The sequence below is a fragment of the Sphingomonas sp. LY54 genome (assembly GCF_035594035.1).
Lineage (GTDB): Bacteria > Pseudomonadota > Alphaproteobacteria > Sphingomonadales > Sphingomonadaceae > Allosphingosinicella.
The window spans coordinates 2,642,757-2,656,708 of sequence record NZ_CP141588.1; the positions used below are offsets into that span (position 1 = coordinate 2,642,757).

The window sequence follows — 13,952 nt, forward strand, 5'->3', positions numbered from 1 at the left end:
GCCTCGGTTGAAAAAGGGAGAGGATGATGCGGATCGCGTGCCTGGGCGGGGGACCGGCCGGGCTCTATTTCGCGATATCGATGAAGCTGCGCGATCCGGCGCACCGCATCGACCTGTTCGAGCGCAATCGCGCCGACGACACGTTCGGCTGGGGGGTCGTCTTCTCCGACCAGACGGTCGAGAATCTGATGGCCAACGATCCGGTGAGCGGCGCCGCCATCCGCGACGAATTCGCCCATTGGGACGATATCGACGTTCACATCCACGGCGAGGTCGTGCGCTCGTCCGGCCACGGCTTCATCGGCATCGGCCGCAAGCGGTTGCTCGCGATCCTGCAGGATCGGGCCCGGGAACTCGGCGTCGCCCTGCACTTCGAGCATGAGGCGAGCCCGGACCTCGCCGACTGGGCCGATTACGACCTCATCATCGCCGCCGACGGCGCGAACAGCCGCATCCGGACCCGCTACCAGGAGCATTTCGGGATCGACGTGCAGGTGCGGAAGAACAAGTTCTTCTGGTTCGGCACGCGCAAGACGTTCGACGCCTTCACCTTCGCCTTCGAGCAGACCGAGGCGGGGTGGGTGTGGGCGCACGCCTACCGGTTCGACGATGACCTCTCGACCTTCATCGTCGAGATGGATCCGGAGACTTGGGAAGGGCTCGGCCTCGACCGCATGGACCAGGCGCAGGCGATCGCCTTGTGCGAGCGCATCTTCGCCAAATATCTGGGCGGCCATGACCTTATGTCGAACGGGGCCCACCTCAGGGGCCCGGAGGCGTGGCTCAATTTCCGCCGCATCATCTGCGACCAGTGGCATTACGAGAATCTGATCCTGCTCGGCGACGCCGCCCACACTGCCCATTTCTCGATCGGATCTGGCACCAAGCTGGCGCTGGAGGATGCGATCAAGCTGGCCGAGGTGCTGAACCGGCCGGGGCTCGGCCGCGATGCGGCGCTCGAGGAATATCGCGCCGAGCGGAATCTGGAGGTGCTGAAGCTCCAGAACAGCGCCCGCAATTCAACCGAATGGTTCGAGACCGTGGACCGCTACCTCCATTTCGAGCCGATCCAGTTCGCTTATTCGCTGCTGACGCGCAGCCAGCGGGTCAGTCACGAAAATCTGCGGCTGCGCGACAAGCCCTGGCTGGAGAGCGTCGAGCGCTGGTTCCAGTCCAAGGCGCTGGGCACGCCGGTCAACGATCCCGCGCCGCCGATGTTCGCGCCCTACCGCCTGCGCGAGATGCGCCTCGAGAACCGCGTCGTCGTCTCGCCGATGGCGATGTATTCGGCGCGCGAGGGGACGCCGAACGACTTCCATCTCGTCCATTACGGCACCCGCGCCCAGGGCGGGGCGGGGCTCGTCTATACCGAGATGACCTGCGTTTCGCCCGAGGCGCGGATCACGCCCGGCTGCGCGGGCCTGTATGCACCCGGACATATCGCGGCGTGGAAGAGGATCGTCGATTTCGTCCACGCCAATTCCAAGGCGAAATTCTGCCTCCAGCTCGGCCATTCGGGGCCGAAGGGCAGCACCAGGGTCGGCTGGGAGGGCTATGACGTCCCGCTCGAGCGCGACAACTGGCCGGTGATGGCGGCGTCGGATGTGCCTTGGTCGCCGCAGAACCAAGTACCGCGGCCGATGACCCGGGCCGACATGGACGAAGTGCGCGATCAGTTCGTCGCGGCGGTCCGCATGGGCGCCGAGGCCGGGTTCGACATGGTCGAGCTCCATGCCGCCCACGGCTATCTGCTTTCGAGCTTCATCACGCCGCTCACCAACAAGCGCGAAGACGAATATGGCGGCAGCCTTGAGAACAGGCTGCGCCTCCCGCTCGAAGTCTTTGCCGCCATGCGCGCCGCCTGGCCGGCGGAAAAGCCGATGTCGGTCCGCATCTCGGCCAATGACTGGATGGGCGAAGAGGGCGTAACCCCGGACGAGGCGGTCGCGATCGGCCGCGCGTTTTGGGAGGCGGGTGCCGATCTAATCGACGTTTCGGCCGGGCAGACCTGGGCCGACTGCCAGCCCGTCTATGGCCGCATGTTCCAGACGCCGTTCGCCGACCAGATCCGCAACGAGGCGCGCGTCTCGACCATGGCGGTCGGCAACATTTACGAGCCCGATCACGTCAACTCGATCCTCGCCGCCGGCCGCGCCGACCTCGTCGCGCTCGCGCGGCCGCACCTCGTCGATCCGATGTGGACTTTGCGCGCGGCCGCGAGCCAGGATTATCGCGGCGTCGCGGTGCCCCCGCCCTATCTCGGCGGGATGGCCCAGCTCGCCCGCAACCTGCAGCGCGAAGCGGAATTGAAGGCATGAAACTGGTGGGCCACCACGCTGTCGTCACCGGCGGCGGCACCGGCATCGGCGCGGCGATTGCGCGCGCGCTTGCCGCGGAAGGCGCGAAGCTGACCCTGGTGGGCAGGCGCCGCGACAAGCTCGAAGAGGTCGCGAGCGGCGATTTCGACGCGCTCGTCGCGCCAGCCGACGTGACCGTGCGCGACGAGGTCGAGCGCGCCTTCGCCATGGCCCGCGACACGCAGGGGCCGATCACGATCCTCGTCAACAATGCCGGCGCGGCAGCGGGAATGCCGTTCGCCAAGGTGAGCGAGGCGCTGTGGCGCGACATGCTCGCGGTCAATCTCGACGGCATGTTCCATTGCTGCCAAGCCGCGCTGCCCGATTTGCTCGCCGCCGAGGCCGGCCGGATCGTGACCGTAGCATCGATGGCGGGGCTGCACGGCTTTGCTTATGCGGCGCCCTATATCGCGGCCAAGCATGGCGCGATCGGCCTCACCCGCGCGCTCGCCGCCGAATATGCGCACACCGCTTTGCGGGTGAACGCGGTCTGCCCCGGCTTCGTCGACAGCGACATGACGGTCCAGTCGGTCGCGACCATCACCGCCAAGACCGGCCGGGCCGCCGAGGAGGCGCGCGCCGAGCTCGCCCGTTTGAACCCGTCCGGCCGGCTGATCGCTCCGCAAGAGGTCGCGGCGCTTGTTCTTGACCTCGTCCTTTCCGAGCGGAATGGCGAGGCCGTGGAGATTGCATGAACCCTGAAACCTTTGCTCCGTCCCATTTCAAATGGGCCTATGCGGACGGCGTCGCCACGATCACGCTGAACCGCCCGGAGCGGAAGAACCCGCTGACGTTCGAAAGCTATGCCGAGCTGCGCGACACATTCCGCGCGCTCGTTTACGCGCGCAGCGTGAAGGCGGTCGTGATCGCCGGCGCGGGCGGCAATTTCAGCTCGGGCGGCGACGTCCACGAGATTATCGGCCCGCTGACCGAGATGGAAATGCCGGGCCTGCTCGATTTCACGCGGATGACCGGCGATCTGGTGAAGGCGATGCGGGCGTGCCCGCAGCCGATCGTCGCGGCGCTGGACGGGGTCTGCGTCGGCGCGGGCGCGATCGTCGCGATGGCCTCGGACATCAGGATCGCGACGCCCGCGACCAAGACCGCCTTCCTGTTTACCCGCGTCGGCCTCGCCGGCTGCGACATGGGCGCCTGCGCGATCCTGCCCCGTCTGATCGGCCAGGGTCGCGCGGCGGAACTGCTCTTCACCGGCCGGGTGATGACGGCGGAAGAGGGCGAGCGCTGGGGCTTCCACAATCGTATCGTCGAGCCGGTCGCGCTGCTCGACGAGGCCGAGGCATTGGCGCGCGGCCTCGCCGCCGGCCCCACCTTTGCCCACGGCATCACCAAGACCCAGCTCAACACCGAATGGGCAGTGAGCCTCGACGTGGCGATCGAGATGGAGGCGCAGGCTCAGGCCATCTGCATGGCCACCAACGACTTTCGCCGCGCCTTCGACGCCTTCGCGGCCAAGCAGACGCCGGAATTCCAGGGTGATTGAGCGCGCACATGTCACCCCTCCCCTTGAGGGGAGGGGATCAAGGGGTGGGGGCGAGGCGGAGCCTCGCGCGCCGCGAATCGGCGCCACCACCCCAACCCCTCCTCTGAAGAGGAGGGGTTTGTGAGCGATCGTTCCTTTCTTGAGTGGCCTTTCTTCGACGACAGCCATCGGCAGTTGGCGGACGATCTCGAACGCTGGTGTGAAGCGGAGCTGGGTGACGCCCATGACGAGGAGGACGTCGACGCGGCCTGTCGCGATCTCGTGCGCAGGCTGGGAGAGGGCGGGTGGCTGCGTTACTGTGTCCCGGCCGCATATGGCGGCGTCCACGATCAGCTCGACGTCCGCGCGCTGGCGCTGATCCGCGAAACGCTCGCCCGCCATTCGGGGCTCGCCGATTTCGCCTTCGCCATGCAGGGGCTCGGCTCGGGCACGATCACCCTGTTCGGCTCGGAGGCGAAGAAGCAGGCCTATCTGCCCGCCGTCGCGCGCGGCAAAAGGATCGCCGCCTTCGCGCTGACCGAGCCCGCTTCCGGATCCGACGTCGCGTCGATCGAGACGAGCGCCGTCCAAGCCGGCGGCGGATATGTCGTCGACGGCGCGAAGACCTACATCTCCAACGGCGGCATCGCCGACCATTATGTGCTGTTCGCGCGCACCGGCGAGGCGCCGGGGGCCAAGGGCATCTCCGCGTTCATCGTTGATGCCGATACGCCGGGCCTCATTATCTCCGAACGCATCCGCGTGATCGCGCCGCATCCGTTGGCGACCTTGCGCTTCGATGCGATGAAGCTCGGCGCCGACGCCTTGCTCGGCGAACGCGGCAAAGGCTTCGCGCAGGCGATGGCGACGCTCGACGTTTTCCGCACGACGGTCGGCGCGGCGGCGCTTGGCTTTGCCCGTCGCGCGCTCGACGAAGCGACCCGGCGCGCCCTTAGCCGCCGCCTCGGGGCCGGCCTGCTCGCCGACAATCCGATCACTCAGTCGAAGCTCGCCGAGATGGTGCTCGACACCGAGACTTCGGCCTTGCTCATCTACCGCGCCGCCTGGCTGCGCGACGTGAAGGGCCAGCGCAACAGCCGCGAGGCCGCGCTCGCCAAGCTCCACGCCACCGACAGCGCGCAGGCCGTGATCGACAAGGCTGTGCAGATGTTCGGCGGGCTCGGCGTCACCCACGGCGTGCCGGTCGAGAGTCTCTACCGCGAAATCCGCGCGCTGCGCATCTACGAGGGCGCATCGGAGGTCCAGAAAGTGGTGATCGCGCGGGCGCACCTGGCAGGATATACGGCATGAAGAGCTTGCTTCCCCCCGGCTGGCCGCGGCCCAAGGGCTATTCCAACGGCATTTCCGCGCGCGGACGCATGATCTTCACCGCCGGCGTGATCGGCTGGGACGAAGAGGAGAAACTGGTCGCCGACGATCTGGTCGGGCAGTTTCGCCAGGTCCTCGCCAACACGCTCGCCATCCTCGCCGAGGACGGCGCCGGGCCGGAGCATATCGTGCGGATGACCTGGTACGTCACGGACCGCGACGATTATGTCGCGAACCTTGCCGGGATCGGCGCCGCCTGGCGCGAACTGATCGGCCGCAACTACCCCACGATGGCGGTGGTGCAGGTGGCGGGGCTGGTCGAGCCTGGGGCGCTCATCGAGATCGAGACGACAGCCGTGGTGCCCGAATGATGAGGGAAGGCCGTCATTGCGAGCGAAGCGAAGCAATCCAGCCTCGCGCCAGTCGGAGAGGCAGCGCTGGATTGCTTCGTCGCTTCGCTCCTCGCAATGACGGGGCAGGAGAGGGGTGATGGCCACGGCGCATCTCGACACATTCGTCCGCGACCGCCTCCCGCCGGAGGAGGCGCAGCCCGAATTTTTGTTCGACCTGCCCGCGCTTCGCTATCCGGACCGTCTGAATGCGGCGGTCGAACTGATCGACCGGGCCCCGGCCGAGGCGCTGGCCGTGCTCAACGACCAGGGCACCTGGACCTATGGCCAGATGCGCGACCTTTCCGACCGGATCGCGCGGCTGCTGGTCGAGGAGGAGCGGCTTGTGCCGGGCAACCGCGTGCTGCTGCGGGGTCCTAACACGGCGACCATGTTCGCCGCCTGGCTCGGCATCCTCAAGGCGGGCGGGATCGTGGTGGCGACCATGCCGCTGCTGCGGCCCGCCGAGATCGCGACGATCCTGGAGCGCGCGCAGGTCAGCCACGCCATCGTCGACAGCCGCTTTATCGGCGACTTCCGTCAGGGCGCCGAGCAGGCGGGCACCTTGCGCTCGCTGCTGCGCTACGACGGCGACCACGGCAAGGGTGAGCTCGAAACGCGCCTGCTCGGCGTTGCGCCCGCCTTCGCGCCCGTTGCCACCCATCGCGACGATGTCGCCCTGATCGCCTTCACCTCGGGCACGACCGGCCAGCCCAAGGGCTGCGTCCATTATCACCGCGACATCCTCGCCTCCGCCGATGCCTTCGCCGCCAATATCCTGAAGCCGCGGCCGGGCGACCGCTGGGCCTGTTCGGCGCCGATCGCCTTCACCTTCGGGCTGGGCCAGCTCCTGATCTTCCCGTTCCGTTTCGGCGGCACGGCGGTGACGATCGAGCAGCCCAGCCCCGCCGCCCTGCTCGAAGCGGTCGAGCGCCACCGGGTGACCACCCTCGCCACCGCCCCGACCGCCTACAAGGCGATGATCGGCCCAGGGCAGGGGCGGGACCTCTCCAGCCTGCGCACCTGCGTTTCGGCCGGGGAGCATCTGCCCGCTGCCACCTGGCAGGCGTGGAAGGATGCGACCGGAATCGCGATCGTCGACGGCATCGGCGCCACCGAGATGATGCACATCTTCATCTCGGCGAGCGGGGAGGACATCCGCCCCGGCGCGACCGGCAAGGCGGTGCCGGGCTATCGCGCCTGCGTGCTGGACGAGGAGGGCGCGGTCCTGCCGCCGGGCAGCACGGGCCGCCTCGCCGTCAAGGGGCCGACCGGCTGCCGCTATTTCGACGACCCGCGCCAGGCGGCTTACGTCCAGAATGGATGGAACGTCACCGGCGACACCTATCGCTGCGATGCGGACGGCTATTTCTGGTACCTCGCCCGATCGGACGACATGATCGTCTCCTCGGGCTACAATATCGCGGCGCCGGAGGTGGAGAATGCCTTGCTCTCCCACCCGGCGGTGCAGGAGTGCGCGGTGATCGGGGCTCCCTGCGAGGAGCGCGGCCAGAAGGTGAAGGCGTTCGTCGTGCTCGCGCCCGGCCAGGTTGCCGATCCCGGCACCGCCGCGGCGCTTCAGGACCATGTGAAGGTGGCGATCGCGCCCTACAAATATCCGCGCGAAATCGCGTTCGTCGAGGCCCTGCCCAAGACGGCGACCGGCAAGCTCCAGCGTTATGCGCTCAAGGAGGCTGTCCCGCCCCGCGGCTGAGCGCAGTGTCGGTATGGTTTACAAATCGTTACCGGGGTTAGATCGAGTCCGACGCGTTTCCGCCATTGGCCCGTCTCTTGCTTCGTTTCGGGAATGTGGAGAAAGCTTACCCGCCTGTTCGTCGTGAAGACCCGCCTCGAAGCCTATGCCGTCATCTACGCGCTCGCCGTGGGCGCGGTGACGCGGGGCGAAATCTATCTCGGCCAGTATCCGGGCGTTACCGGCTGGATCTTCTTCGCGGCATGCACCGGCGCGGTATTCCTCGCCGGCGCCAAGATCCTGGATGCGACCCCGCCAAAATGGAAAGGCCGCGAACGCCGCGGCACAGACAGGCGCGACGGTCGACTATCGGCGGCCCAGTCCCGCGCGGCGTAAAGCGCTCCGCCCGCCACGCCGTTGTTTTTGGATGACGGGTTGCGACTACAGCGTCTTCCGCATCGGAAGCGTCCTGACTATAGGCGCCACGGGACCGATCGGCGCGTGGGGCGCTTTCGCATTTCGGGGATGGCACGGCTTTCAGCCGGTCGGTGTTGGCGACATGGCATCCCCGCAGCCCGTAAGATTGTAGCGTATTTGCGTATATTGTTTCTGTTTGTGGGCGAGCCGCACCAGCTCTTCCATGCTTTGCCCCTGGCGGCCGAATTGAAGGTGTCCGGGCCGGATGTAGATCTCGAAGTGGCGGTGGCGAGCGAAGGCCATTTGCCGATGGTCGAGCAGGTGCTCGCGGCCTATCCCGGGTTCGATCCGCCTGTGCGCCGGCTGGTGGCGCCGCGTGCGGAGCATGGCCTGCGCCGGCTCGGCATCAGGGGCCAGTTGCGGATCCCGACTTTGCTGGCCGCGCTTCCCTATTTGCGCAGCTTCGACGCCATCGTCGTTCCGGAGCGCACGACGACGATGATGCGGCACTTTCTCGGTCGGACGAAGCTGGTTTTCACGCCGCACGGCGCCGGCGACCGCGCGATCATGCTCGACCGGCGCGACCGCCATTTCGATTTCGTGCTCGTCGCCGGCGAGAAGAGCGAAAGACGGCTGCTGGAGGCGGGCACGATTCGTCCGGGCGCCTATGCGGTGAACGGCTATGTGAAGATGGATTTCATGCGGCGCCTGGCGGCGCAGCGCCCGCGCCTGTTCGACAACGACCGGCCGACCGTCCTCTACGCGCCCCATTTCCGGCAGCCGCTCTCGTCCTGGGAGCGGTTCGGCCGAGAGGTCATCGCCGCCTTCGCCGCGCAGGAGCGCTACAACCTCGTCGTCGCGCCACACGTCCGCCTGTTCCACGGCGCGTCCGCGAAGGCCAAGCGCGCGTTCGAGCAGTTGGCGGTGCCGGGCAAGATCATCGTCGATCTCGGCTCCGATCGCCTGGTGGACATGACCTATACCAGCGCGGCGGACATCTATCTCGGCGACGTCAGCAGCCAAGTCTACGAATTCCTGGCGACGCCCAAGCCCTGCGTGTTCCTCAACGCCCACGGCGTCGACTGGGAAAGCGATTCCAACTACCGCTTCTGGACATTGGGCGAAGTCGTCGAGGATCCCGCCTCGATCCTCCCCGCCATCGATGCCGCGCCTGCCCGGCACGGCCACTATGCCGGGCTGCAGCGTTGCGCGCTGGCCGAATCCGTGGGCGGAGACCCGGCCGGCGCTGCCCGGCGCGGCGCGGAGGCGATCGCCGCCTTCCTGGCAGGCCAGAGAGCGCCGTTCGACCATGCGATTCGGGAGGCCGTCCGCGCGCCTTCTGCATTCGGATCGCTGGCAGGCGAGAACGACGCGTCCGGAGAAGCGCACGCAGCATAATCGGCCGGGCGGCCCGGATGTGCAGCCCTTGCATGCATCCGCCCCGGCCGGATTTGCACGCCGCATAGCCGCGCCCGCGCTTTGCTTGGGGCCGACGAGCGGCTAGTCTCCCTCCATGTCCACTTACACGATCGACACGTCGACCAGCCGCGCCCATCCGACCCCCGCACCGATGCGGCGCCTTACCGTCCCCAAGATCATGAGCATGAAGGGCGGCGAGCCGATCGTCATGCTCACCGCTTATACGGCGCGAATGGCGCAATTGCTCGATCCGCATTGCGACGTGCTGCTGGTCGGCGACAGCCTCGGCCAGGTGATTTACGGTCTGCCTTCGACCGTGCCGGTGACGATGGAGATGATGTGCGCGCATGGCGCCGCCGTGGTCCGCGGATCCTATCACAGCCTCGTCGCGATCGACCTGCCGTTCGGCGCCTATGAGGCAAGCCCGCAGCAGGCCTTCGAAACTTCGGCGCGCATCCTCAAGGAAACCGGCGCGGCAGCAGTGAAGCTGGAAGGCGGCGAGGCGATGGCCGAGACCGTCGCCTTCCTGGTCGCGCGCGGCATCCCCGTCATCGGCCATGTCGGCCTGACGCCGCAGGCGGTGAACGCGCTGGGCGGCTATCGCGCCCGCGGCCGCGACGATGCCGAGGCCGCCAAGATTCTCGCCGACGCCAAGGCGGTGGCCGAGGCCGGCGCCTTCGCCGTCGTGCTCGAAGGCGTGATGGAGGAGATTGCCGTCGAGGCCACGAAGGCCGTGGCCTGCCCGACGATCGGCATCGGCGCGTCCGCGGCGTGCGACGGGCAGGTGCTCGTCACCGAGGACATGCTGGGCCTGTTCGAGCGCACGCCGCGCTTCGTGAAGCGCTATTACGACATGGCGGAGCGGGTGAGCGAGGCGGCGTCCAGCTATGCCGGCGAGGTCCGCTCGCGCGCCTTCCCGACCGAAGAGCAGATATACCGCGCCAAGTGAGGGGACTTTCCACGTCGCGGTTCAGCCGGTAGAGGTTCGGCGGACGGCATCCCGCCGCGCTCCAGCCTTCGTTCATCTTCGATCCTGTTTGACGGACGCGAGGCTGTTTGGGCAGAAGAGCGCCAGCGCGGACGCTAGCGGCGACACTGGAGAGTAATTTGGCGATCAAGCCCACTGACAACGAAGCCTTCTATCGCGAGGTCGACGAGGAGCTTCGCCGCGAGCAGATCAGCAGTGTCTGGCAGCGCTACGCCTGGCTGATCATCGGCGGCGTGATCCTGCTGCTCGCCGCGATTGGCGGCGCCATTTACTGGCAGCACCGCCAGGAGGTCGCCGCGGGCGAGCAGGGCGAGGCTCTGGTCAAGACTTTCGAGGAGATCCAGGCGGGCCGCGGCAAGCAGGCCGTGCCGGAGCTCGACCGCCTCGCGAAGGAAGGCAATGAGGGCTACCAGGCCGCCGCCTTGCTGACCAAGGCCGATCTCGCGGTCCAAGCCGGCGACGACGCTGCTGCTGCCGCGACCTACAAATCGGTCGCCGAGAATGACGATTTCGCCAAGCCCTATCGCGATCTCGCGCTGATCCGCCAGACCGCCGTCGAGTTCGACAAGCTCCAGCCCTCGGTCATCGTGCAGCGGCTCCAGCCGCTCGCCCAGCCCGGCAATCCCTGGTTCGGCAGCGCCGGCGAGATGGTCGCGCTTGCGTACCTGAAGCAGGGCAAGCCCGAACAGGCCACCCCGATTTTCGCCGCGATGGCCAAGGACCAGCAGCTTCCGGCCAGCCTCCGCTCCCGCGCGGTCCAGATGGCCGGTTCGCTCGGCGTCGACGCCATCCAGCCCTCCGAGGGCACCGGCGAGGCCGCCGCAAACAAGGAAGTCACCGAATGAAGCGCCTGATCCTCGCCCTGACCGCTGCGAGCCTCGTCACTGGCTGCGGCGTCTTCAACAAGGACAACAAGCCCAAGACGCCGACGATCGGCGAGCGCATTCCGGTCCTGTCCGCGGAGACGGCCATCGAGATCGATCCGGCGCTTGCCGGCATCGCCGTCATCCTGCCACCGGCGGTGACCAACGCGGATTGGGCTCAGCCGGGCGGCAACGCCGCCAAGTCGGTCGGCCATCTCGCTCTTGGCTCCGCGCTGGGCCAGGCCTGGCGGGCCAGCATCGGTGAGGGCAGCGGCCCGCGCGCGCGCCTCGCCGCTGCGCCCGTCGTCGCCAATGGCCGCGTCTACACGATCGACACCACCGCCACCGTCCGTGCCTTCAGCGCCGAGAATGGCAGTCCGGTGTGGCAGACGCAGGTGCGCGGGAAGGATGCGCCGAGCAACGTCCTGTTCGGCGGCGGCGTCAGCTACGACAATGGCCGCCTCTATGCGACCAACGGAGCCGGCTGGGCCTTCGCGCTCGACGCCGGCACCGGCGCGATCGTCTGGGAGGTCCGTCCGGGCGGCCCGCTGCGCGGCGCGCCCACGATCGCCAACGACAACGTCTATGTGACCAGCCAGGACAACCAGCTGTTCGCGCTCAACCCGGCCGATGGAACGACCCGCTGGACCGAAGCCGGCACGGTCGAGCTGGCCGGCGTGTTCGGCACCGCGGCTCCGGCCGCCGCGCAGGGCACCGTGGTCGCCGGCTTCTCGTCGGGCGAGCTCAACGCCTATCGTTACGAGAATGGCCGCGTCGTGTGGCAAGACGCCCTCGCACGCACCAGCATCTCGACGTCGGTCGCCTCGCTGTCGGACATCGACGCCGAGCCGGTGATCGACAATGGCCGCGTCTACGCGATCGGCCAGGGCGGCCGCATGGTCGCGCTCGAGCTCAACACCGGCCAGCGCATCTGGGAGATCAATATCGCCGGCACCGCCACGCCGGCCGTCGCAGGCGAATGGATCTTCGTCGTCACCGATCAGGGCCGCCTGCTCGCCGTCGCGCGCGCCACCGGGCGCGTGAAGTGGATGACGCAGTTGCCGCGCTACCGCGACGAGAAGGACAAGAAGGGTCCGATCTCCTGGGTCGGCCCGGTCCTCGCCGGCGACCGCCTGATCCTCGCCAATTCCGAGGGCCATCTGGTCAACGTGTCGCCGCTCGACGGCACGGTCCAGTCGACCGTGGAGACGAAGATGTCGGCGTCGCTGTCGCTGGTCGTCGCGAACGGCACGCTTTACGTCCTGCACGACAACGGCCAGCTCACCGCCTGGCGGTAATGCGTGACCGGTCCCCGCTGCGCGGGGATCGGCCGCCCGTGGCCGGGCGACGTCTCCGGTTGACCCGCTGTCGCTAAGGCGGCAGGGCGACGCGCATGGCCAAGCTTCCCACCGTCGCGATCGTCGGCCGACCCAATGTCGGCAAGTCGACCCTGTTCAACCGGCTCGTCGGCAAGCGGCTGGCGCTGGTCGACGACCGGCCGGGGGTGACGCGTGACCGTCGCGAGGGCGACGCGACCCTGCTCGGCCTGGATTTCCGGGTGATCGATACGGCCGGCTACGAGGACGAGGATCCGAACACGCTTCCGGGTCGGATGCGCGCCCAGACGACCGCCGCCGTGCGCGAGGCCGACGTCGCCCTGTTCCTGATCGACGCCCGGGCCGGGCTGACCCCGCTCGACGAGGAAATCGGCCGCTGGCTGCGCAGCGAGACCACGCCGGTCGTTCTCGCCGCCAACAAGGCCGAGGGCCGCGCCGGCGAGGCCGGGATCATGGAAGCCTATGCTCTGGGGCTCGGCGAACCGATCCCGATGAGCGCCGAACATGGCGAGGGCGTGGTCGATTTGTTCGAACATCTTCGCCCCTATGTCGAGCGCGACGAGGATGAGGTGGAGGAAGACGAGGAGGGCGATCCGACGCTCAAGCTCGCCATCGTCGGCCGCCCCAATGCCGGCAAGTCGACCCTGATCAACCGCATCCTGCAGCAGGAGCGGCTGATCACCGGGCCCGAGGCGGGGATCACCCGCGATTCGATTGCGATCGACTGGGAATGGAACGCGCCTGACGGCCAGGTCCGGCCAGTGCGGCTGATCGACACGGCCGGCATGCGCAAGAAGGCCAAGGTCGACGACAAGCTCGAGAAGCTGTCCGTGGCCGACGCCCGCCGCGCGGTCGATTTCGCCGAGGTCGTGGTGCTGCTGCTCGACGGCACCCGCGGCCTAGAATCGCAGGATCTGCGCATCGCCGACAACGTCCTGCAGGAAGGGCGCGCGCTGATCATCGCGATCAATAAATGGGACGTGGCCGAAAATGCCAGCTCGCTGTTCAACGGCATCAAGGCCGCGCTCGAGGAAGGGCTGAGCCAGGCGCGCGGCATACCTTTGCTCACGGTCTCGGGCATGACCGGCAAGGGCATCGACCAATTGCTTGGCGCCGCGTTCGAGACCCGCGAAATCTGGTCCAAGCGCGTCTCGACCGGCCAGCTCAACCGCTGGTTCGAGGATGCGGTCGAGAAGAATCCGCCGCCGGCGCCGGGCGGCAAGCGCATCAAATTGCGCTACATCACCCAGGTCAACACGCGCCCGCCGAGCTTCGTCCTGTTCGGCACCCGCGTGGACCAACTGCCCGATTCCTATATGCGCTACCTGATCAACGGGCTGCGCAAGGAACTGGGCTTCGGGGCGGTGCCGGTGCGGCTGCACGCGCGCGCCTCCAAGAACCCGTTCGACAAGGACAAATGAGCGAGACGCGCCTGATCGATGCGCGCGGCATGCTGTGCCCCTGGCCGGTGCTGCGGCTCAGCCGGACGGCGCGGGAAATGGGCGGACGCGGCGACGTCCGCATCCTCGTCGACGATCCGATCGCGCCCGCGGAGCTGGCCAAGCTCTGCGCCGAGCGCGGCTGGGCGATCCACCCCGACGGCCAAGAAAAATCGGCGTTCGACGTGCATTTCGGCTGAGCGCGTCAACGGCCTGTTTACCTCAACCCTTATAGAGACGG

Annotated in this window: 13 protein-coding genes; all 13 read left to right on the forward strand. The window is 67.9% G+C overall.

The genetic code is table 11. The annotated features are described in order from the left end of the window. Nucleotides 1-23: 23 nt before the first annotated feature. A complete protein-coding gene (locus tag SH591_RS13085) occupies nucleotides 24-2,318 on the forward strand; it encodes a bifunctional salicylyl-CoA 5-hydroxylase/oxidoreductase (protein WP_324749497.1) in 2,295 nt (764 codons plus the stop codon). Further along, nucleotides 2,315-3,052, forward strand: a complete 738-nt coding sequence (locus SH591_RS13090) for an SDR family NAD(P)-dependent oxidoreductase (RefSeq protein WP_324749498.1) — start codon at nucleotides 2,315-2,317, stop codon at nucleotides 3,050-3,052. Before SH591_RS13085 ends, SH591_RS13090 begins: the two co-directional genes overlap by 4 nt. Continuing rightward, the gene (locus SH591_RS13095; protein WP_324749499.1) at nucleotides 3,049-3,858 is read left to right on the forward strand and encodes an enoyl-CoA hydratase family protein; all 810 of its coding nucleotides are present in this window, start codon (nucleotides 3,049-3,051) and stop codon (nucleotides 3,856-3,858) included. Before SH591_RS13090 ends, SH591_RS13095 begins: the two co-directional genes overlap by 4 nt. Nucleotides 3,859-3,978: 120 nt before the next feature. Next, the gene (locus SH591_RS13100; RefSeq protein WP_324749500.1) at nucleotides 3,979-5,148 is read left to right on the forward strand and encodes an acyl-CoA dehydrogenase family protein; all 1,170 of its coding nucleotides are present in this window, start codon (nucleotides 3,979-3,981) and stop codon (nucleotides 5,146-5,148) included. Continuing rightward, complete coding sequence (locus SH591_RS13105; protein ID WP_324749501.1) at nucleotides 5,145-5,537, forward strand: RidA family protein; 393 nt, start codon at nucleotides 5,145-5,147, stop codon at nucleotides 5,535-5,537. The genes SH591_RS13100 and SH591_RS13105 overlap by 4 nt, the downstream gene beginning before the upstream one ends. Nucleotides 5,538-5,655: 118 nt before the next feature. Beyond that, on the forward strand, nucleotides 5,656-7,269 hold the full coding sequence (locus SH591_RS13110; protein WP_324749502.1) for an AMP-binding protein: 1,614 nt from the start codon (nucleotides 5,656-5,658) through the stop codon (nucleotides 7,267-7,269). A gap of 93 nt (nucleotides 7,270-7,362) precedes the next feature. Beyond that, nucleotides 7,363-7,644 (forward strand): hypothetical protein, encoded by a 282-nt coding sequence (locus tag SH591_RS13115; protein WP_324749503.1) that lies wholly within the window; start codon nucleotides 7,363-7,365, stop codon nucleotides 7,642-7,644. A 207-nt stretch (nucleotides 7,645-7,851) separates the two neighbouring features. Further along, nucleotides 7,852-9,063 (forward strand): CDP-glycerol glycerophosphotransferase family protein, encoded by a 1,212-nt coding sequence (locus SH591_RS13120; RefSeq protein WP_324749504.1) that lies wholly within the window; start codon nucleotides 7,852-7,854, stop codon nucleotides 9,061-9,063. A 115-nt stretch (nucleotides 9,064-9,178) separates the two neighbouring features. Then, nucleotides 9,179-10,033: a 3-methyl-2-oxobutanoate hydroxymethyltransferase gene (gene panB, locus SH591_RS13125; protein WP_324749506.1), complete on the forward strand. Its 855-nt coding sequence runs from the start codon at nucleotides 9,179-9,181 to the stop codon at nucleotides 10,031-10,033. A 158-nt stretch (nucleotides 10,034-10,191) separates the two neighbouring features. After that, entirely contained in the window at nucleotides 10,192-10,917 is a 726-nt protein-coding gene (locus SH591_RS13130; RefSeq protein WP_324749507.1) for a tetratricopeptide repeat protein, read from the forward strand. Beyond that, nucleotides 10,914-12,233, forward strand: a complete 1,320-nt coding sequence (locus SH591_RS13135) for an outer membrane protein assembly factor BamB family protein (RefSeq protein ID WP_322832707.1) — start codon at nucleotides 10,914-10,916, stop codon at nucleotides 12,231-12,233. The genes SH591_RS13130 and SH591_RS13135 overlap by 4 nt, the downstream gene beginning before the upstream one ends. A 95-nt stretch (nucleotides 12,234-12,328) precedes the next feature. Further along, a complete protein-coding gene (gene der, locus SH591_RS13140) occupies nucleotides 12,329-13,693 on the forward strand; it encodes a ribosome biogenesis GTPase Der (RefSeq protein WP_324749508.1) in 1,365 nt (454 codons plus the stop codon). Beyond that, nucleotides 13,690-13,911: a sulfurtransferase TusA family protein gene (locus SH591_RS13145; RefSeq protein WP_324749509.1), complete on the forward strand. Its 222-nt coding sequence runs from the start codon at nucleotides 13,690-13,692 to the stop codon at nucleotides 13,909-13,911. Before der ends, SH591_RS13145 begins: the two co-directional genes overlap by 4 nt. The last annotated feature ends 41 nt before the right edge of the window (nucleotides 13,912-13,952 follow it).

Excerpts from the sequence above, each read along its gene's own strand:
- SH591_RS13085 (WP_324749497.1), top strand. The coding sequence starts at position 24 with ATGATGCGGATCGCGTGCCTGGGCGGGGGACCGGCCGGGCTCTATTTC.
- SH591_RS13090 (WP_324749498.1), top strand. The coding sequence starts at position 2,315 with ATGAAACTGGTGGGCCACCACGCTGTCGTCACCGGCGGCGGCACCGGC.
- SH591_RS13095 (WP_324749499.1), top strand. The coding sequence starts at position 3,049 with ATGAACCCTGAAACCTTTGCTCCGTCCCATTTCAAATGGGCCTATGCG.
- SH591_RS13105 (WP_324749501.1), top strand. The coding sequence starts at position 5,145 with ATGAAGAGCTTGCTTCCCCCCGGCTGGCCGCGGCCCAAGGGCTATTCC.
- SH591_RS13110 (WP_324749502.1), top strand. The coding sequence starts at position 5,656 with ATGGCCACGGCGCATCTCGACACATTCGTCCGCGACCGCCTCCCGCCG.
- SH591_RS13115 (WP_324749503.1), top strand. The coding sequence starts at position 7,363 with ATGTGGAGAAAGCTTACCCGCCTGTTCGTCGTGAAGACCCGCCTCGAA.
- panB (WP_324749506.1), top strand. The coding sequence starts at position 9,179 with ATGTCCACTTACACGATCGACACGTCGACCAGCCGCGCCCATCCGACC.
- SH591_RS13135 (WP_322832707.1), top strand. The coding sequence starts at position 10,914 with ATGAAGCGCCTGATCCTCGCCCTGACCGCTGCGAGCCTCGTCACTGGC.
- der (WP_324749508.1), top strand. The coding sequence starts at position 12,329 with ATGGCCAAGCTTCCCACCGTCGCGATCGTCGGCCGACCCAATGTCGGC.
- SH591_RS13145 (WP_324749509.1), top strand. The coding sequence starts at position 13,690 with ATGAGCGAGACGCGCCTGATCGATGCGCGCGGCATGCTGTGCCCCTGG.